The sequence below is a fragment of the Paraburkholderia haematera genome (assembly GCF_905220975.1).
Classification (GTDB): domain Bacteria; phylum Pseudomonadota; class Gammaproteobacteria; order Burkholderiales; family Burkholderiaceae; genus Paraburkholderia; species Paraburkholderia haematera.
Window position 1 is genome coordinate 1 of record NZ_CAJNBK010000041.1, and the last position, 17,141, is coordinate 17,141.

17 protein-coding genes are annotated in these 17,141 nt (G+C 63.2%); 11 read left to right on the forward strand and 6 right to left on the reverse strand.

Annotation, left to right across the window (positions count from 1 at the left end; translation table 11 throughout):
* Positions 1-544: 544 nt before the first annotated feature.
* Positions 545-904: an arsenate reductase (glutaredoxin) gene (gene arsC, locus KHO23_RS33185; protein ID WP_211617096.1), complete on the forward strand. Its 360-nt coding sequence runs from the start codon at positions 545-547 to the stop codon at positions 902-904.
* 26 nt (positions 905-930) lie between these two features.
* On the opposite strand, the gene KHO23_RS33190 is transcribed toward arsC, so the two are convergent.
* Positions 931-1,914, reverse strand: a complete 984-nt coding sequence (locus KHO23_RS33190; protein ID WP_211617098.1) for a sulfonate ABC transporter substrate-binding protein — start codon at positions 1,912-1,914, stop codon at positions 931-933.
* Positions 1,915-2,162: 248 nt separating this feature from the next.
* On the opposite strand from KHO23_RS33190, the gene KHO23_RS33195 reads away from it, so the two are divergent.
* Positions 2,163-3,539: a GntT/GntP/DsdX family permease gene (locus tag KHO23_RS33195; RefSeq protein ID WP_211617100.1), complete on the forward strand. Its 1,377-nt coding sequence runs from the start codon at positions 2,163-2,165 to the stop codon at positions 3,537-3,539.
* Between the two features lie 138 nt (positions 3,540-3,677).
* Positions 3,678-3,968, forward strand: a complete 291-nt coding sequence (locus tag KHO23_RS33200; protein WP_211617102.1) for a DUF1272 domain-containing protein — start codon at positions 3,678-3,680, stop codon at positions 3,966-3,968.
* A 96-nt stretch (positions 3,969-4,064) separates the two neighbouring features.
* Here the strand turns inward: KHO23_RS33200 and KHO23_RS33205 are convergent, their stop codons facing one another.
* Positions 4,065-4,268 (reverse strand): zf-HC2 domain-containing protein, encoded by a 204-nt coding sequence (locus KHO23_RS33205; protein WP_211617104.1) that lies wholly within the window; start codon positions 4,266-4,268, stop codon positions 4,065-4,067.
* Positions 4,255-4,863, reverse strand: coding sequence for an RNA polymerase factor sigma-70 (locus KHO23_RS33210; RefSeq protein ID WP_211617106.1), 609 nt, complete (start codon positions 4,861-4,863; stop codon positions 4,255-4,257). The genes KHO23_RS33205 and KHO23_RS33210 overlap by 14 nt, the downstream gene beginning before the upstream one ends.
* Positions 4,864-5,313: 450 nt before the next feature.
* Here KHO23_RS33210 and KHO23_RS35515 point away from each other — a divergent pair, with 450 nt between their 5' ends.
* On the forward strand, positions 5,314-5,445 hold the full coding sequence (locus KHO23_RS35515) for a hypothetical protein (RefSeq protein WP_256390494.1): 132 nt from the start codon (positions 5,314-5,316) through the stop codon (positions 5,443-5,445).
* A gap of 487 nt (positions 5,446-5,932) precedes the next feature.
* A complete protein-coding gene (locus KHO23_RS33215; protein ID WP_211617108.1) occupies positions 5,933-6,487 on the forward strand; it encodes an NADPH-dependent FMN reductase in 555 nt (184 codons plus the stop codon).
* An 82-nt stretch (positions 6,488-6,569) separates the two neighbouring features.
* On the opposite strand, the gene KHO23_RS33220 is transcribed toward KHO23_RS33215, so the two are convergent.
* From KHO23_RS33220 to KHO23_RS33230, 3 genes are all read right to left on the reverse strand, one after another.
* Positions 6,570-7,589: a hypothetical protein gene (locus KHO23_RS33220; RefSeq protein ID WP_211617110.1), complete on the reverse strand. Its 1,020-nt coding sequence runs from the start codon at positions 7,587-7,589 to the stop codon at positions 6,570-6,572.
* A gap of 239 nt (positions 7,590-7,828) precedes the next feature.
* Positions 7,829-10,117, reverse strand: coding sequence for a hybrid sensor histidine kinase/response regulator (locus tag KHO23_RS33225; protein ID WP_211617112.1), 2,289 nt, complete (start codon positions 10,115-10,117; stop codon positions 7,829-7,831).
* Between the two features lie 129 nt (positions 10,118-10,246).
* Entirely contained in the window at positions 10,247-10,558 is a 312-nt protein-coding gene (locus KHO23_RS33230) for a hypothetical protein (protein ID WP_211617114.1), read from the reverse strand.
* Between the two features lie 238 nt (positions 10,559-10,796).
* On the opposite strand from KHO23_RS33230, the gene KHO23_RS33235 reads away from it, so the two are divergent.
* The 6 genes from KHO23_RS33235 to shc all read left to right on the forward strand — a co-directional run bounded on the left by KHO23_RS33235 (position 10,797) and on the right by shc (position 17,139).
* Positions 10,797-11,165 (forward strand): response regulator, encoded by a 369-nt coding sequence (locus KHO23_RS33235; RefSeq protein ID WP_211617116.1) that lies wholly within the window; start codon positions 10,797-10,799, stop codon positions 11,163-11,165.
* Complete coding sequence (locus KHO23_RS33240; RefSeq protein WP_211617118.1) at positions 11,158-11,781, forward strand: chemotaxis protein CheC; 624 nt, start codon at positions 11,158-11,160, stop codon at positions 11,779-11,781. Before KHO23_RS33235 ends, KHO23_RS33240 begins: the two co-directional genes overlap by 8 nt.
* Positions 11,778-12,716 carry a sensor domain-containing diguanylate cyclase gene (locus tag KHO23_RS33245; RefSeq protein ID WP_211617120.1) on the forward strand — a complete coding sequence of 313 codons (939 nt, stop codon included), beginning with the start codon at positions 11,778-11,780 and terminating at the stop codon, positions 12,714-12,716. The genes KHO23_RS33240 and KHO23_RS33245 overlap by 4 nt, the downstream gene beginning before the upstream one ends.
* Before the next feature lie 247 nt (positions 12,717-12,963).
* Positions 12,964-13,812: a presqualene diphosphate synthase HpnD gene (gene hpnD, locus KHO23_RS33250; RefSeq protein WP_211617122.1), complete on the forward strand. Its 849-nt coding sequence runs from the start codon at positions 12,964-12,966 to the stop codon at positions 13,810-13,812.
* Between the two features lie 4 nt (positions 13,813-13,816).
* The gene (gene hpnE / locus KHO23_RS33255) at positions 13,817-15,094 is read left to right on the forward strand and encodes a hydroxysqualene dehydroxylase HpnE (protein ID WP_211617124.1); all 1,278 of its coding nucleotides are present in this window, start codon (positions 13,817-13,819) and stop codon (positions 15,092-15,094) included.
* A complete protein-coding gene (shc, locus tag KHO23_RS33260) occupies positions 15,091-17,139 on the forward strand; it encodes a squalene--hopene cyclase (protein ID WP_211617126.1) in 2,049 nt (682 codons plus the stop codon). The genes hpnE and shc overlap by 4 nt, the downstream gene beginning before the upstream one ends.
* Positions 17,140-17,141: the final 2 nt, after the last annotated feature.

The window sequence follows — 17,141 nt, forward strand, 5'->3', positions numbered from 1 at the left end:
GCTCAGGATCGGGTTTCACTCGTTTGTTGCGTTTCGCTACGGTCATCGTCGCTCCTGTTACTGACAGTCTCCTGCCAAATGACCGTTTACACAAAACTAATTACACCCTCGACCACTCGCGAGCTCCACGAGTCATTTCCCGCAGACACCTTTATGCGCATAAACCCTTCGGGCCTTGTCGCATCGAGTCGCCGCCGCAGTGGTGAATTGACCACGTGGATGGTGATCCTGTCGGCACGGCACGGCACGGCACCCTGGGACTGGGACTGTCCCACGCTGGCACTGAGCAAGCTCCACACTATGAGCCGAAGCGTCTCGCAGAGTGACCGCGCCATCCCAGGTTACGTGGCGACAACCTCCCACAAGCGCTTTATGCGCATAAACCGAACGATCCCATCGCAAACAGACAAGGCCCAGTCTTCAACCAATCGAAACTTGATCGCCCTCCCATCTCGTCGGGGCACCCCACCCTATCCCCGACACCCGCTAAAATCCCCGCAAAATACCTCTGCAACCCAATACAAACATCGTCTACCCAATAACCATGATCACCATCTACCACAACCCCCGCTGTTCAAAATCGCGAGCGACGTGCGACCTGATCGACAGCACCTACAACAGCGCAAACGAACCAATAGAAATTGTCGAATACCTGAAGCAACCGCTCACGCTTGCGCAGTTAAAGCAACTCAACGCGCAGCTAGGCTGCACAGTCCGAGAAATGATCCGCGACACAGAAGCCGAGTACAAAGCACTCGAACTCTCCGACGTCACACTAAACGACGCTCAGTTATACGAAGCATTGGCAAAACACCCCGTCCTTTTGCAACGACCGATCGTCGTGCGAAATGGGCGAGCCGTGATTGGCCGCCCGCCGGAAAACGTCGAAGCCCTATTCAGGTAGGCGTCGAAACATCACGGCCTGCTGACCTAGGCCTTGGCAGGCAATGCTGCGTCCTTCGTCACGATCTTTGTCGGGATGATGCGCAGCTCGCTGAACGTGTCGGCAATACGTTGTTGTTCTGCAAGGACGTTCGCGTCGACGGGTTGGTAGATGTGCGCGTAGTGCCGCAAACCCGCTTCGATCACGCCTGCATCGAGCCCCTGGATCGGCGCGAGCTGTGCGGCTGCTTCGCCGTAGTGGCCGCGTACCCACGCCCCCTCTTTACCGACCTCGTCCATCACGGTCGCGAGCACGTCGCCATATTGCTGCGCAAACGGCCGCGCGCTCAGGAAGAATTGATGGTGACTCACGATACCTTCCGCGTCCGCAAGCAAGCGGGCATTCGACTGGCGTTTTGCCGCTTCAAGGAACGGGTCCCAGATCGCCCATGCGTCGATCGCACCGCGTTCGAAGGCCGCGCGCGCGTCGGCCGGCGCCAGAAAAACGGGTTGGATATCGCTGTATTTCACGTCGCTCTTCTGCAGTGCGGCGACCAGAAACCAGTGAACGTCCGAACCTTTATTGAGCGCGATTTTTTTGCCCTTCAGATCGGCGAGCGTTTTGATCGGCGCGTCCTGATGCACGAGGATGCCTTCGGCATGCGGCGTCGGCGTTTCGTAAGCGGTATAGACGAAGTTTGCGCCAGCCGCCTGCGCGAACACAGGCGGCGCCTCGCCGACATAACCGAAGTCGATCGCGCCCACATTCAATCCTTCGAGCAATTGCGGCCCGGCGGGAAACTCAGTCCACTTAACCGTTATTCCAAGCGGCGCGAGGCGCTTTTCGAGCGTGCCGTGCGCCTTCAGCAATACGAGCGTACTGGCCGCCTTCTGATAACCGATTCGAAATTCTTTCGCATGCGCATTCGCGGCGAAGACGGACGTGGAGACAACGGGCAAGGCCGCGGCGGCCAACGAGGCGCCCACGCCGGCGATAAACGCCCGGCGGTTGAGCAGCGGATGACGGGACATAAAAGTGCTCGTTAAAAGGACGGCCGCAAAACGGACCGATTGGCTTCGACAATAATTCGTCTGCAAGCCTGGACGAACCGATAAATTCGCATAAGCAAATCACGCTGGCAGGGACGGAACGGGACGGGATACGCACGGCACACACCGGCGTTCTTATCTGCGTATCTGGCTGCGTTAGGCCGTTGGCCCCCGCTACAATCCGTCATCCGCGCGCAGTCGCGGTTGCGTCAGTCGATCAAAGGGACATCGTGCATCTAACGACAACACTCGCGCCGTGGTCATCCCACGACACTCAACTGATCTTGTCGTGCGTGCTCGGGCTCGCACTGATCATCGTGTTTATCAGCGTGCTGAAACTCGCACCGTTTCTGTCGATTCTGGTCGGCACGTTCGCGGCGGGTTTTTCGGCCGGCCTGCCGCTGGAAGCAGTAGCCAGCGCATTCAGCAAAGGCGCGGGTGCATTGCTCGGCGACGTCGGCATCATCATCGCGCTTGGGGCGATGCTCGGTGCGCTGATGGCGGAGTCAGGGGCTGCCGACCGGCTCGTCTCGACCATCCTCAAACATTCCACGCCACGCACGCTGCCTTGGATGATGGCGCTGGTGGCGATCATTGTCGGCTTGCCGCTCTTCTTTGAAGTCGGTCTGGTGATGATGGTGCCGATCATCTTCGTCATGGCGCGCCGCGCGCAACAGCCGATCCTGCGGATTGCGATTCCCGCGCTCGCCGGTATGACCACGCTGCACGCACTGCTGCCGCCGCATCCGGGTCCGCTGATTGCGGTGAGTGCGCTGCATGCCGATCTCGGACTGACGCTCGGCCTCGGCCTGATCGTCGCGATTCCGGCGGTTATTCTCGCGGGCCCGGTCTACGGCATCTGGTTGTCGAAACGCATGCACGTGGTCGAGCCCGAAGAAATGGGCAAGCTTTTCACCTCGCATCAAACCACCGGCGAGCCGCCGAGCTTCGCGATTTCACTGATCACGATCCTGTTGCCCGTGGTGTTGATGCTGGGCCGCACGGTTGCCAAACTTCTGCTTCAACCCGAGACCTTCCTCTTCAACGCACTCAATTTTCTGGGTGAGCCATTGGTCGCGCTCGGCCTCACCGTGCTATTCGCGGTGGTGGCGCTGGGGTGGTCGCGTGGCATGGCGCGCGACCGGGTCGGCGGCATTCTGCGCAAGAGCCTGCCGCCAATCGCCGCGCTGCTGTTGACCATCGGCGCAGGCGGTGGCCTCAAGCAGGCGCTCGTGGTGGCCGGCATCAGCACGACGATCGGCAAGATCTCCGTCGGCGCGCACATGCCGCTGATTCTGCTGGCGTGGCTGATCGCCGTCGCGCTGCGGCAGGCCACCGGTTCCGCGACGGTTGCGACCACCACGACCGCAGGTATCGTCGCACCGGTCGTCGCGGGTCTCAGCACGACGCACAATTCGCTGATGGCGCTCGCGATCGGCGCTGGTTCCGTGTTCTTCTGCCACGTGAACGACGCGGGCTTCTGGATGGTCCGCGAGTACTTCGGGCTGCAATTGAAGCAGACGGTGATGGTCTGGTCGGTGCTGCAGACGATCGTATCCGTCGTCGGCCTGGTATTGACGTTCGTGTTGTGGACCGTCCTGACCTGAGTCCTGCAACGGGAATCGCAAACGGTGGCAGGAATTGACGCTTAGGTGTCAATTCCGCACAGCATTAGACGCTTACACTGCTTCGGCATGGGCGAGGAGCAGTCCCGCACCTCGCTCCCCTGCCAACGCGGAGCCACCATGCTTGAACTGAGACCGTCCTGCGAAGGATGCGGAAAATCACTGCCGCCGAACGCGCCCGACGCGATGATCTGCACGTACGAATGCACCTTCTGTGAAGTGTGTGCGCTCAGCACGCTGCGCAACGTGTGTCCGAATTGCGGCGGCAATTTCCAGCATCGGCCGATCCGCACGCGCGCGCAGCTGACCAAACATCCGGCTCGCGTCGAAGCGCATCCCGTCTCTATCGATGAAGCGTCGCACGCCGGCTTCTTCGAGCGTTACCGCAACACGCCGCCCGGCGAGCGCTAAAGCAGCCATTCGCAGCGTGGCGTCGTTCAAGGCGACGCGGTTCGCAGCAGGCCACAAGCCCACCGTCCGACGGCCCGCGCACCCCCCGACGCCACCTCAATCCTCGCTGCCGCCCGTTTCCGGTGTCGCAATCCCGCTCACCGTGCGCGCAGCCACGCGCAGCAGGCGAATCTGTTTGCGGTAATTGCGGCAGCCGCTACAGGTCGGCAGATGCAGCCGGATCGCGACCCATTCGCTAGTCGTCAATCGGCGGTCGAGCGCGTCCGACAACAGGCGCGTGATGTGCTTACACTTCCCCATTCGCATCCTCTCTGGATAGGCCCTTTTCGCTCAGGCAAGTGCGCAAGCGCAGCCGCGCGCGGTAAATCAGCACGCTGCAGTGATTGGCGGTCATCTGCAGTTCGGCGCAGATCGCTTCGGTTTCCAGATCGAGGAATTCGCGCATCATGAACACGCGCCCGATGTGCTCGGGCAGGTGTTCCAGACACATCTCGAACAAGGTCCAGAATTGTTGCTGACGCAGCGCGGTCTCCGGCGTCGGCCACGGCTGCGGCTTGGTCTCGCGCGACCAATGGCCGTTATCTTTGAAGAGTTCGCGATCGAGCAGCGCCTCGCCGTCGATTTCGGATTCGAGCGCCGACAGGTTCACCGTACGCTGCCGGGCGCGCAAGGTGTCGACAAGCTTGTGCCGCAGGATGCCGAACACCCACGTCTTGTGCTCCGATTGCGCGGCAAACCGGTCGGCTTGCGTCCAGGCGGCGGCGAGAGCCTCCTGCACGGCGTCTTCGGCGGCTGCGGCGTCGCGTAATTGCAAACGGGCGAAGCGCAACAGGTCGCGCCGCAGTTGCGTCAGATAGACGGGATCGTCGAGCGCCGGCCCGCTTACTTGCGCCATGACATGCTCCGTCGCCGCGCTCGCGGTTGCCGCACGCTTTCTTCTGAATCGTGGTGGTTCATAGGCGGGTGAGTCTCCTCGCGCAGTTCCCGGAAATGTGCGCCATTCTGCCGCACGTTCCTGCGCAAGCGAATCAGTATTGAACATGTGCCCGCCAGCAAGCGATGACCTGATCACCTTAGTCGTGCCGCAACGGGGTTTATGACAGAAAAATACATTATTGCGCAAAATGAAATCAACGCTGTAACGGCAAATCTTCACCCTGAGCGCATAGGCAAAGACACGCTGTCAGGCACGTCTCAAACCCGCCCTAAATACCCATCCGGATTCTTTCACTATTCGAAAAAATGTCTTCCTGTCTTCGGTATTTTTAGGCGGACACTGAATCGTTACTCTTCAGTCCATCGATCACACCAGATCGCAAACCGAACGCTGAAGAGGAGTTGCACCATGAAACGCATTCTTACCGCCCTGATCGCTTCCGTCGCCCTGTTTGCCGCCGCTTCGGGCGCAGCTGAAGCAGCAGCACCGGCCCAATGCAACGGCCCGGCATCGTACTGCAACGTGTTCTTCGGCAACTGATCGTCTGCAGGACGCAGCCGGACACAGGTCTGGCGCGGGTCTGCTGACGAGACGGGTTCCCGAAGTCAAAAAAGGGCGTCGTTAAAGACGCCCTTTTTGCATTTGATCCAACACGTTTGACGTGCTTCTGAAAATGCCGATGTTGCCCGACTGTTTGCCGAGACTTAGGGCTGGCAGCGTGTGAATGGCAATTTCGCCATCCCGGAATGACAGCAAAAAACACGCTTGTGCCTAAAAACGTCCTAGCCCGAAAGCATGCTTGATTGACAAGGCAAAAGTACCAGTTATCCACAAGGTTATTCAGTGATTCTGTGGATAACTTTGGGTGCTACCGGGTTATCCACCGGTAGCAACTTCCGCGATGGAAGCCCGCGCAGCCCGAAGCGGGCGTTTTTGTCCCCGCTTCCGCCATCTCCTATGGCTTTTGCCTATGATGGACAGTTCGTACCCTTTTGCGCGTCGAGCGCCTCACCTCAAGGAAACGAATATGGCCTATCACATCGCAGTCGTTGTCGGCAGCCTGCGCCGCGAGTCGTTCAACCGCCAGTTGGCGCAAGCGGTGATTTCACTCGCACCCGCCGACTTCACGTTCGAATTCATCGAGATTGGCTCGTTGCCGCTTTACTCCCAGGATTACGACGCCGATTATCCCGAAGTCGCCAAACACCTGAAGCAGCGCGTCGAAGCCGCCGATGGCCTGCTGTTCGTCACGCCCGAGTACAACCGCTCCATGCCGGGCGTCCTGAAGAACGCGCTCGACTGGGGCTCGCGGCCGTGGGGCACCAATTCGTGGGCCAACAAGCCCGGCGCGGTGATCGGCACATCGCTCGGCGCGACCGGCACGGCGCTCGCGCAACAGCATCTGCGCAATGTGCTCGCGTACCTCGACGTCGCCACGCTCGGCCAGCCCGAAGTGTTCATCAAGCACGACGCGGCGGCCATCAACGAGAAAGGCGAGATCGTCAACGACGGCACTCGCAAGTTCCTGCAGACGTTCGTCGACCGCTACGTCGTGTGGGTCAAACGCCAGACCGCCGCCTGACGCCAATTCACGGACACACCCACGCTGGGAGCGCCGCCGTTGCCACGACCTCATGGCACGCCGGCGCGGTCAGCGCGTCCGCCTATACGTGGTGATGCCCTGTCACCCTTTCCCAGCCATGGCGCACGGCGAGCTTGAAGCGTTCCCACGTGCTGTCCGGCGAGGTGGTTTCCCAGTGACGCCGGGCTTCCGGCTCGACGTCGTCCCATGGCTTGTCGCGATAACGTGCGTCCCGACCGATCTCCGCGCCGTAGCGATAGGCCGGCACGTAATCTTCGTAGCGCGCGTGCTCGGCCGCGTATTGCTCGTCGTAGTGCGTGCGGAAATCCTCTTCGTATTCCAGATACTCGTTCGGAATCTGGCCGCTTGAGCCCGCGGCCGGCTGCGCTGCTTCCGGGACGGGTTCCGGCGGCTGCATGATTGCGCCCGAGCCGGGCATCGAACCGGCAGCGATCGCAGTACGTCCCGCGTCGCCGACCAGCGGGTCGGCGTTGGGCTCGTTGACCGGGTCGCGCACCGGCCGCTCGCCTGGCGGTGGTGGGACGAACCGCTCGGCGTCGGTATCCATGGTCGGCGGCGGATAGGGGGAATCGGCCGGGGTTGCAGGCCGCGTGGTTGACCCCCGCGCCGCTACGCCGGGCGTCGTTACGCTTGATGTATGCGGTGTGCCGGGCGTCACTGCGCCAATGCCGAGCTCGTCGAGTATCGAATGTTCGCGGCTCGATTCCGACGGCGTGTCCCAATCGGGCGAGCGTTCACCAATGTCGGCCGCGCCCAGCCTCTTCAAGGTATTGCGAGCGAGTTCCGCGTGCGATGCGCTTGCCGCATTCACGCAGACCAGCACGGCGCCCCGCCGCACGGCTTCGGCGTAGCGGGCTGTTTCGGACGCGCGCGGGCCGGTCGCAAACAGGCTCGAGAGAAAGCGCTCGATATTGGCGAGCACGCTGGAACTGGCAACCTCATCGCTCGCGGAGCCGACGGAGGGTTCCGGATTCGCCTGCAACTCGATCGTTTCGCGTGCAAAGCCGGTCTGCACAAGCGTGTCGCGCGCGGCTTCCGCTTGAGAATAGGTGTCGAATAAACCAATCACAGTGTGTCGCATGACCGTCTCCCGGCGTATCTGGGTGGAGCGGATGGCGCAAGAACGCGCCGGCCTCCTTCCCTTAAGAAACACCGCAACGATCATGCCGGGGCCGGCGCGATACGCCCGCATCCCCCACTGCAGCCTGCCCGGGCCGGTTGGGCCAGTTTGGCGCCCCGGGTCACGCTGGAAACGTGGCAAACCGCTGCTGCGCTTTTACAACCGCCTGTAATTGGCGGCGGCGCTGACAAGGCAGGGCGTTAGCCGGCCGGATGCGCCGCCGCAGCCGGATCGGCCCCCGTCTGCGCGAGGTCGCGCTGGATTGCTTGAAGGAGCGTTTCCAGCAACGCAATATCGAAAGGTTTCGACAGCACGCGCACATTCACATGTCGCGCACGGTCGAGTTCTTCCGCGTAGCCGGTGACCAGAATGACCGGCAGCCGGGTGTCGAAAGCCTGCACGGCTTCGGCCAGGTCGATGCCGTTCATCGTGCCCGGCATGTGGATGTCCGACAGCACCAGATCGAACGGCAGCGGCTCGCCGGTGCGCGCTTGTCTCGCGTGGGCGTCGTCGAACAGGCGCAACGCGGTATCGGCGTTGAACACGCACGTGACCTGGTGACCCATCATCTGCAACAGGGCTTCCGTGCCGGCGGCGACTTCATCGTTGTCCTCGACCAGCAGGATGCGTAAGCCGTGCGGCGCGCCGCTTTCCTCGACGGTCGGCTCTGCCGGCAATTCGGCCTCAGGCGCGGCCGTGGCGCGCGGCAGGTAGAGTCGTACCGAGGTGCCCGCGCCGATTGCGCTGTCGATCGCGGCAAGTCCGCCGGAGCGCTCGCAGAAGGCGAAAACCTGCGGCAGCCCGAGGCCCGTGCCCATGCCTGTCGGTTTCGTCGTGAAAAGCGGTTCGAAGGCGCGTGCGAGCACGTCGGGCGGCATGCCGCCGCCGGTGTCCTCAAGCGACAGTTGCACGAAATCGCCCGTCAGCGGAAAACCGTCCTGGTGGCGGAAGTTGATATTGGCGGTTCGAACCGTGAAGCGGCCGCCGTTGGGCATGGCGTCGCGCGCATTGACGGCGACGTTGATCAGCGCCAGTTCGAGCTCGGCGACGTCGACCCGCATGGGCCAGATATTGACGCCGATGTCCATCACCAGCGAAATCTTTGCGCCGAGCGACGCGCGCAGCAGTTCGCGGCATGCCGGCAGCCAGCGTTCGAGCGCCAGCGTCTCGTTGCGCAACGGCTGCTTGCGGGCGACGCCCAGCAATTGCCGGGTGAGCGATTGACCGCTCTTTAGCGCCCGCTCCATCGCCGACAACTCGCGATCGAGTCCTGGCGTGCCGCGCCGCCGGGCGATCTGTACGTTGGCCGAGACGATCATGAGCAGGTTGTTGAAATCGTGTGCCACGCTGCCGACCAGATTCCCAAGCGCCTCCATCTTGCGCGACTGGCGATACGCGGATTCGATCGAGCGGCGCATCGAGGCCTCGGCCTGCCAGCGCTCCCAGGCTTCCTCCTCGGCGCCAAGGCGGCGCAGCGACAGCCAGATCACGCACCACAGCACGATGGACGGCGTGAACATCGACAGGATCAGCACGCTCAGATGCCGGTACCACGCGGCCCAGATCGCCGAGGTGCGATAGGCGCACGACACGTACACCGGATAGGCGCCGACGCGCCGGAATGCGAGGATCACGTCGTCGCCGTCGAGGTCGGAATGCATCCGTACGACGCCGGCTCGCCGCCCTTGCGCCAGTGCCTCGGCCAGCGGCGAAGCCGGCGCCATCGCTGCCGGCTCGCGCAGGCGGCGCGGGAAATGCGCAAGGATCGCGCCGTCGGCGCGGAGCAGGCTCATGGTCATCGGCGTGCCGTCGCTGCCGCCGAGCAGCTCCCGATAGAACGCGTCGAAATAGCTGGGCCGCAGTGCGACCGAGACGACCCCGGCAAACGAGCCGTCGGTGGCGAGGCGCTCCACGCCGGTGTTGAATACCTGCTCGCCCACAACATGTCCCGCCATGACCTTTGAGACATGGTCGAGGCTCTTGCCGCCACGAATGCCGACGAAATCGTCGCGATCGGCAATCGACAACACCGGCGCAGGATAGAAACGGCTGGTGGCAAGCAGATCGCCTTCACGGCCGAAAATCGAGACGGCCGCCACCTGAGGGTAGCCGCCCCCCATGGTGCGCAGCTTCTCGTGAATCTCGGCTTCTTGGGCGCGAATGCCGTTGTCGTCCAGACCCTGCGTCAGATCGACGATGCGCGCGTCCAGCGTCTCGTTCATGTCGAACACTTTCAGCGCGTGTTCTTCCGCCACGCGCACGGTGCGCAGCGTCACGTCGGTCGCATCGGCCATGCGCCCGCGCAGATCGTTGAATGCCATCGCCGCGACGTACACGCACGGCAGCACGATGGCGGCGATCAGCAGCGCGATCAACGTGATGCGCCGAACCTGGAAATTCTGTTCCGGCACGGCCGGGAACCGCGCCTCGTCCTGGCGGTTAGCGGAACGGCGGCTCGCTTCAGGTGGGTCGAACCGGTCTGGTGTCATGGTCGATAACGCTAAGGTCGTTCGGGACGAAAGGGCCAGGCGTCGGCCTCATACGAAAAGCATAGACATGCAGCGGCGGCACTGGTTACTGTGACAAATGGTCGGCCCGTGATTTGTCTACTGTTTAAATCAGTGACGAATCGAGAAGCGCAAACGTACACAAAAGTATAAATGTAAAAGAAAGCCTTCCAAATCTACCAAATTATTTTCAAATACGGTACTTGGCGGGAAAATCTCTTTAATCAAAGCGAAATTGGCGAGTTGCCTTTCCGCCGTTTTACTTCGAAAATCAACGCCATCACAAAAAATGTATCCGCCATGTTCGGATGCATCTGCCGCGAGGGCCGCCAGACAACGCGCACAACGCGTGACCGAAGGCGCTCGCGGAAACTGGCGCGCGGCAAGGGGACCAGCCCGATCCGTGAAGCCGCGCGGATTCATCTACGGGGTAGGCTTCGAACATGCCGGTCATAGCCGTCGTCCACCGTGCTCGCACGCATCCATGCGCGCCCACGGCTTCCGTCAAAAGCGCCTCGCTGCGCGCTCCTCCCGCTCGTTTGCAAGCTGCATTCTCGCAAGCTTCCGCCCGCTTTGCCCCTGGTCGACAGACCGCGCGCTAAAGAAACCGACTCTACCCGCCGTTAACGCGCAAGAGCTAAATCCGCTTACCGACCCGCCCATGTCTTTGCCTATTGTGATCGCCGACGATTCGTTGCTTGCCCGCAAGGTGCTCACCAAGGCATTGCCGCCGGACTGGGATGTCGACGTGTCCTACGCGGCAAACGGGCGCGAAGCGCTCGGCCTGTATCGCGAAGGCAAAGCGTCGGTGATGTTCCTCGACCTGACGATGCCGGACATGACCGGCTATCAGGTGCTGGAAGCATTGCAGCATGAGGACCTGAACACCTTCGTCATCGTCGTCTCCGCCGATGTTCAGCCGATGGCCCGATCGCGCGTGCGCGCGCTCGGCGCTGCCGCATTCATCGCCAAGCCCGTGACACCCGAGGCGGTACTGCCCATCCTCAAGGAGTACGGGTTGTATGTCTGAGCCAGTTCTCACCGAAGATCAGCGCGACGCGCTGCAGGAGGTCGCCAATCTGGCGATGGGCCAGGCCGCGACGCGTCTCGCGCATCTGCTCGATGCGTTCATCGAATTGTCGGTGCCGCGTGTGAAGGTGGTGGCGGTGAGCGACGCGGCAGAGGCGCTGCGCGAGATGACCGGGATCGAGGACACGGTGAGCGCGGTGCGCCAGGGCTTTCGCTCCGACATCAAGGGCGAAGCATTGGTGATCTGTCGCAGCGACAGCATCGACCAGTTGTGTTCGCTCGTGAGCGATCCGTACTCGCGCTCGAGCTACGAGGCGGTGAGCCAGAAGGAACTCGTGTTCGACGTCGCGAACGTGCTGACGGGCGCGTGCGTCTCGTGCATTCTCGACCAGCTTGGCCGCACGCCGGTCTTCTCCGCGCCGGGCCTGCTCGGCGAAGCGATGACACTCGACGAGGTGTTCCAGCCAGGCGTGCTGCAATGGGAAGTCGCGCTGCTGGTCGAAGTGAATTTCGCGCTCGAGGACCAGAGCTTCCGCGCGCACCTCGTGATGCTGATGGCCGAAGAGTCGATTCGCCATATGAACGAGGCGCTCGACGAGCTGTTGTCCAGTCTATGAATGTGCCCGTGGACTCGTTGAGCGATCTGGTTGTCGAACGCGTCGGTTTCGGCATCTTCGTGCTCGATCGCGAGATGAACGTGCTCATGTGGAATCGCTTCATGCAGGATCACAGCGGTTTCTCGCCGGAACAGATGGTCGGCAAATCGCTATTCACGCATTTTCCGGAGTTGCCGCGCGTGTGGCTGTCGCGCAAGATCGAAAGCGTGTTTCAGCTCGGCAGTTTCGCGTTCAGTTCATGGGAGCAGCGCCCGTATCTCTTCAAGTTCGACCATGACCGGCCGATTACCGGCGGCGTCGATTTCATGCAGCAGGACTGCACGTTCATGCCGCTCATGCGCGATCGCGAAGTGGTGGCCGTGTGCGTGACCATCTCCGATGTCACGCATGTCAGCATCGTGCAGCGCGAGCGTGAAGAGGCGGTCGCCAAGCTGCAGGAATACGCGGACCGTGACGGTTTGACGGGCATCGCCAACCGGCGTTACTTCGAAGCGCGCCTGCGTGATGAATACACGCGCTGGCAGCGCTACGGCGGCGAGATGTCCGTGCTGCTGTTCGATCTCGACCACTTCAAGAAAATCAACGACCAGTTCGGCCACGGCGTCGGCGATACCGTGTTGCGCGTGATGGCGCAGCGGGTCGCCGAGGTGGTACGGGCGCAGGATACCTTCGGGCGTTTCGGTGGCGAGGAGTTTGCCTTGCTGTTGCCGTGCACGCCGCTCGACGACGCCATGCGGGTCGCGGAAAAGATCCGCTGCACGATCGCCGACACGCCGGTCGAAGTGCAGGGCACGAGCGTGCCGGTGACAGCCAGCGTCGGCGGCGCGGCGGCGCGCGCGGGCGTGCCGGCGTACGACGTGCTTATCAACGAAGCCGACGCGGCGCTGTATAGCGCAAAGCGGCAAGGGCGCAACCGCTCGGTGGCTTTCTCCTGAGCCTGGCTCGTCAAGCCGGCGGACAGAGCACGTGGTCACGCTTCCCAGATCTTCCTTCCGGCCCCTTATTCGCCCTCGAAACTGCGGCATCTCACAAAGGTTGTTATACTTTTCGCCGTTTCCGGCATCCCTGCCGGGTGTTTCGTGCGTGTCCGCGCGCGCGGGCCGCGTGCCCTGCGCTTGTCTCGCGGGTAGGCATTAAACCTTCTTGAACGCCTTTCAGCGGGCGCCTCCAGCGGAGATCGTCTTGGCTGTTTCCAATCTTGTCGTGGACGATACAGAAATCGACGCTGCTGCCGCCACGTCCGGCAGCTCGTTTTATCTCGCGATGCGGATCCTGCCGGCCGCGCAGCGCGATGCGATGTATCAGGTCTACGCCTTCTGCCGTGCTGTCGACGATATCGCCGACAGCGACATGCCGCGCGCCGAACGCGCCGCCGCGCTCGAGCGCTGGCGCGCCGACATCGACGCGTGCTATGCCGGCGCACCGCGCGCTTCCTTGCGCGCGCTGACGCGGCACATTCATACGTTTCATCTGCAACGCGAAGATTTTCACGCGATGATCGACGGCATGGCGATGGACGCCGCCGCCGACATCTGCGCACCCGACGAAGCCACGCTCGACCTGTACTGCGACCGGGTCGCGAGTGCGGCGGGCCGTCTATCGGTGAGGATATTCGGGATGCAGGAAGCGCCGGGCCGTTTGCTCGCGCACCATCTGGGCCGCGCGCTGCAACTGACCAACATCCTGCGCGATATCGACGAAGACGCCGGTATCAACCGCTGCTATCTGCCGTACGAATTGCTGGCGCGAGAAGGCATCGCGGTGACGGACCCGGCGCAGATCGCCGACGATCCGTCGCTGCCGCGCATCTGCGCCACGCTTGCCGAGCGGGCCAAGGAACACTTCGCCGCCTCCGACGCGATCATGAACCGCGAGCCGCGTAACCACGTGCGCGCACCGCGCATCATGTCGGGCGTGTATCGCGTGCTGCTCGACCGAACGCTTGAGCGCGGCTTCGACATTCCGCGTACGAAGGTCAGCAAGCCGAAACTGCGCATGCTGTGGATCGTCGCGCGGTACGCGCTCTTCTGAGCTGATGCCGAAGCTCATTCATGTGATCGGCGCCGGCCTCGCCGGCCTGGCCGCAGCGGTGCAATTGCAGCGCCGCGGCGCACAAGTCGTGTTGCATGAAGCGGGGCCCCAGGCGGGTGGCCGTTGCCGTTCGTATTACGACCCGAAGCTGGGCGCTACCATCGACAGCGGCAATCACATGGTGCTGTCGGGCAATTTCGCCACGCTCAACTATTTGCGCGCGATCGGTGCCGCCGACGAACTGGCCGGCCCGGCCCAGCCCGACTATCCGTTCGTGGATCTGGCGACGCGCGCGCGCTGGACCGTGCGCATGTCGCCGGGCCGTCTGCCGTGGTGGGTCTTCGACCCGAACGCGCGTGTGCCGAACACCGGGCCGGGCGACTATCTGGCGCTTGTGCCGCTGCTGTTCGCCAAGCCCGGGCGCAGTGTTGCGCAGACCATGCGCTGCAATGGCCCGCTGTGGGACCGCCTGCTGCGGCCGCTGTTTCTCGCCATGCTCAATGTCGAGCCGCGTGAAGCGTCGGCGGAGCTGACGTCCGCAATGGTCAGGGAGACGCTGGTTGCCGGTGGTCTGGCGTGCCGGCCGCTGGTGGCGCGCAACGGTCTGGGCAGCGCCTTTGTCGACCCGGCGCTGCGCCTCTTGCAGCATGGCGGCGCGGCCATCCGGCTCGGGTCGCGTCTGAAAGACATCGTGTTTGCCGAGACCGGCCCCGGCCCCAGCCGCGTGTCGGCACTGAATTTTGCGGACGAAAGCATCGCGATCGGGGCCAACCAGGCCGTGGTGCTCGCGGTGCCGCCGGACGTGGCACAGACGCTCGTGCCCGGCTTGCGCTCGCCGAGTCGCTTTGCGGCGACGCTCAATGTGCATTTCGGCGTTGAGCCGCCGTTCGGCATGGCGCCGATCACAGGGTTGCTGAATGCGACGGCCGATTGGCTGTTCGCCTTCGAGGGCCGCGTGTCGGTGACGGTCAACGCCGCGGAGCGCCTGCTCGACACGCCGCATGAAGCGCTCGCGAAAACCATCTGGGCCGAAGTGGCTCAGGCTGCCAACTTGCCAGCCGAGCCGATCCCGGCCTGGCAGGTGGTCATGCAAAAGCGCGCGACATTTGCCGCTTTGCCGGACCAGGAAACGCTGCGCCCCGGCACGCGCACTCGCTGGAACAACTTGATGCTCGCGGGCGACTGGACAGCCACTGGCCTGCCCGCGACGATTGAAGGCGCAATCCGCTCCGGCCAGAAGGCCGCGGACACGCTGCTGAATCAACCGATGGAACGCCGATGAACGACTTATCTCAAGCCCAGCCGCTGGACGCCGTCCTGCCCGAATTCGCCGATGCGGCACCGACTGTGCCAGAAGCGGCCCCGAGCGCTGCGCCGGTTGCCGCGCCGCAAGCGTCCGCGGCCTCGCTCGACGCCGCGATCACGCGCGCCACCGACGCGATCCTCGCCGCGCAGAAGCCGGACGGCCACTGGGTCTACGAACTCGAAGCCGACGCGACGATTCCCGCCGAATATGTGCTGCTGGTCCACTATCTCGGCGAAACGCCGAACGTGGAACTGGAGCAGAAGATCGGCCGCTATCTGCGCCGCATCCAGCTGGCGGATGGCGGCTGGCCGCTCTTCACCGACGGCGCGCTCGACATCAGCGCCAGCGTGAAGGGGTATTTCGCACTGAAGATGATCGGCGACTCGCCGGATGCCGAGCACATGGTTCGCGCGCGCGAGGCGATTCTGGCGCACGGCGGTGCGGAAACAGTGAATGTGTTCACGCGGATTCTGCTTGCGCTGTTCGGCGTGGTGTCGTGGCGCGCCGTGCCGATGATGCCCGTCGAAATCATGCTGCTGCCTCAATGGTTCCCGTTCCATCTGTCGAAGGTGTCGTACTGGGCGCGTACCGTGATCGTGCCGTTGCTGGTGCTGAACGCGAAGCGGCCGGTGGCGCGCAATCCGCGCCGTGTACGTATCGACGAGCTGTTCCGCGGCGCGCCGGTCAATACCGGCATGCGCGACCGGGCGCCGCATCAGCACCTCGGCTGGTTCCGCTTTTTCCGTGGCGTGGACGTGATGTTGCGCATGATCGACGGCCTGTTCCCGAAGGCGACACGCGAGCGTTCGGTGCGCGAGGCGGTGCGCTTCGTCGACGAACGGCTGAATGGCGAAGACGGCCTCGGCGCGATTTTCCCGGCCATGGCCAACTCGGTGATGATGTACGACGTGCTCGGCTATCCGGCCGATCATCCAAATCGCGCGATTGCCCGTCAGTCGATCGAAAAGCTGCTCGTCATCAAGGACGACGAAGCCTATTGCCAGCCGTGCCTGTCGCCGGTGTGGGATACCTCGCTCGTGGCGCACGCGCTGCTCGAGACTGGCGAAGCGCATGCCGAGCAAGCGGCTGAACGCGGGCTCGCGTGGCTGCGTCCGCTGCAGATTCTCGACGTGCGCGGCGACTGGATTTCACGCCGCCCGAACGTGCGTCCTGGCGGCTGGGCGTTCCAGTACAACAACGCGCACTATCCGGACGTCGACGATACGGCGGTGGTGGCGATGGCGATGCAACGCTCGGCGGCGCTGACGCAATCGGATGTCGATCGCGAAGCCATTGCGCGGGCGCGCGAATGGGTGGTCGGCATGCAAAGCAGCGACGGCGGCTGGGGCGCGTTCGAACCGGAAAACACCCAGTACTACCTGAACAACATTCCGTTCTCCGATCACGGCGCGTTGCTCGATCCGCCGACCGCGGATGTGTCGGGCCGCTGCCTGTCGATGCTCGCGCAACTCGGCGAATTCCCGCAGGGCAGCGAGCCGGCGCAGCGCGCGTTCGATTACATGCTGAAGGAACAGGAATCGGACGGCAGCTGGTATGGACGCTGGGGCCTGAACTACATCTACGGCACGTGGACCGCGCTGTGTTCCCTGAACGCCGCGGGTCTCCCGCACGACGATCCGCGCATGAAGCGCGGCGCGCAGTGGCTCCTGTCGATCCAGAACGAAGACGGCGGCTGGGGCGAGGGCGGCGAGAGCTACAAGCTCGACTATCGTGGCTATGAGCGCGCGCCGAGCACGGCTTCGCAAACCGCGTGGGCGCTGATGGGCCTGATGGCGGTGGGCGAGGTGAATCACGAAGCGGTGGCGCGCGGCGTCGAGTATTTACAGCGCGAACAGCGCGAGCATGGTCTGTGGGACGAAACGCGCTTCTCAGCGACCGGTTTCCCACGCGTGTTCTATCTGCGCTATCACGGGTATCGCAAGTTCTTCCCATTGTGGGCGTTGGCTCGCTTCCGTCATCTGAAACGCAACGGGCTGACGCGCGTCGCGGTCGGGATGTAACG

Coding starts and splice junctions, on each gene's coding strand:
- arsC (WP_211617096.1), top strand. CDS start 545: ATGATCACCATCTACCACAACCCCCGCTGTTCAAAATCGCGAGCGACG.
- KHO23_RS33190 (WP_211617098.1), bottom strand. CDS start 1,914: ATGTCCCGTCATCCGCTGCTCAACCGCCGGGCGTTTATCGCCGGCGTG.
- KHO23_RS33200 (WP_211617102.1), top strand. CDS start 3,678: ATGCTTGAACTGAGACCGTCCTGCGAAGGATGCGGAAAATCACTGCCG.
- KHO23_RS33205 (WP_211617104.1), bottom strand. CDS start 4,268: ATGGGGAAGTGTAAGCACATCACGCGCCTGTTGTCGGACGCGCTCGAC.
- KHO23_RS33210 (WP_211617106.1), bottom strand. CDS start 4,863: ATGGCGCAAGTAAGCGGGCCGGCGCTCGACGATCCCGTCTATCTGACG.
- KHO23_RS35515 (WP_256390494.1), top strand. CDS start 5,314: ATGAAACGCATTCTTACCGCCCTGATCGCTTCCGTCGCCCTGTTTGCC.
- KHO23_RS33215 (WP_211617108.1), top strand. CDS start 5,933: ATGGCCTATCACATCGCAGTCGTTGTCGGCAGCCTGCGCCGCGAGTCG.
- KHO23_RS33220 (WP_211617110.1), bottom strand. CDS start 7,589: ATGCGACACACTGTGATTGGTTTATTCGACACCTATTCTCAAGCGGAA.
- KHO23_RS33225 (WP_211617112.1), bottom strand. CDS start 10,117: ATGACACCAGACCGGTTCGACCCACCTGAAGCGAGCCGCCGTTCCGCT.
- KHO23_RS33230 (WP_211617114.1), bottom strand. CDS start 10,558: ATGAATCCGCGCGGCTTCACGGATCGGGCTGGTCCCCTTGCCGCGCGC.
- KHO23_RS33235 (WP_211617116.1), top strand. CDS start 10,797: ATGTCTTTGCCTATTGTGATCGCCGACGATTCGTTGCTTGCCCGCAAG.
- KHO23_RS33240 (WP_211617118.1), top strand. CDS start 11,158: ATGTCTGAGCCAGTTCTCACCGAAGATCAGCGCGACGCGCTGCAGGAG.
- KHO23_RS33245 (WP_211617120.1), top strand. CDS start 11,778: ATGAATGTGCCCGTGGACTCGTTGAGCGATCTGGTTGTCGAACGCGTC.
- hpnE (WP_211617124.1), top strand. CDS start 13,817: ATGCCGAAGCTCATTCATGTGATCGGCGCCGGCCTCGCCGGCCTGGCC.
- shc (WP_211617126.1), top strand. CDS start 15,091: ATGAACGACTTATCTCAAGCCCAGCCGCTGGACGCCGTCCTGCCCGAA.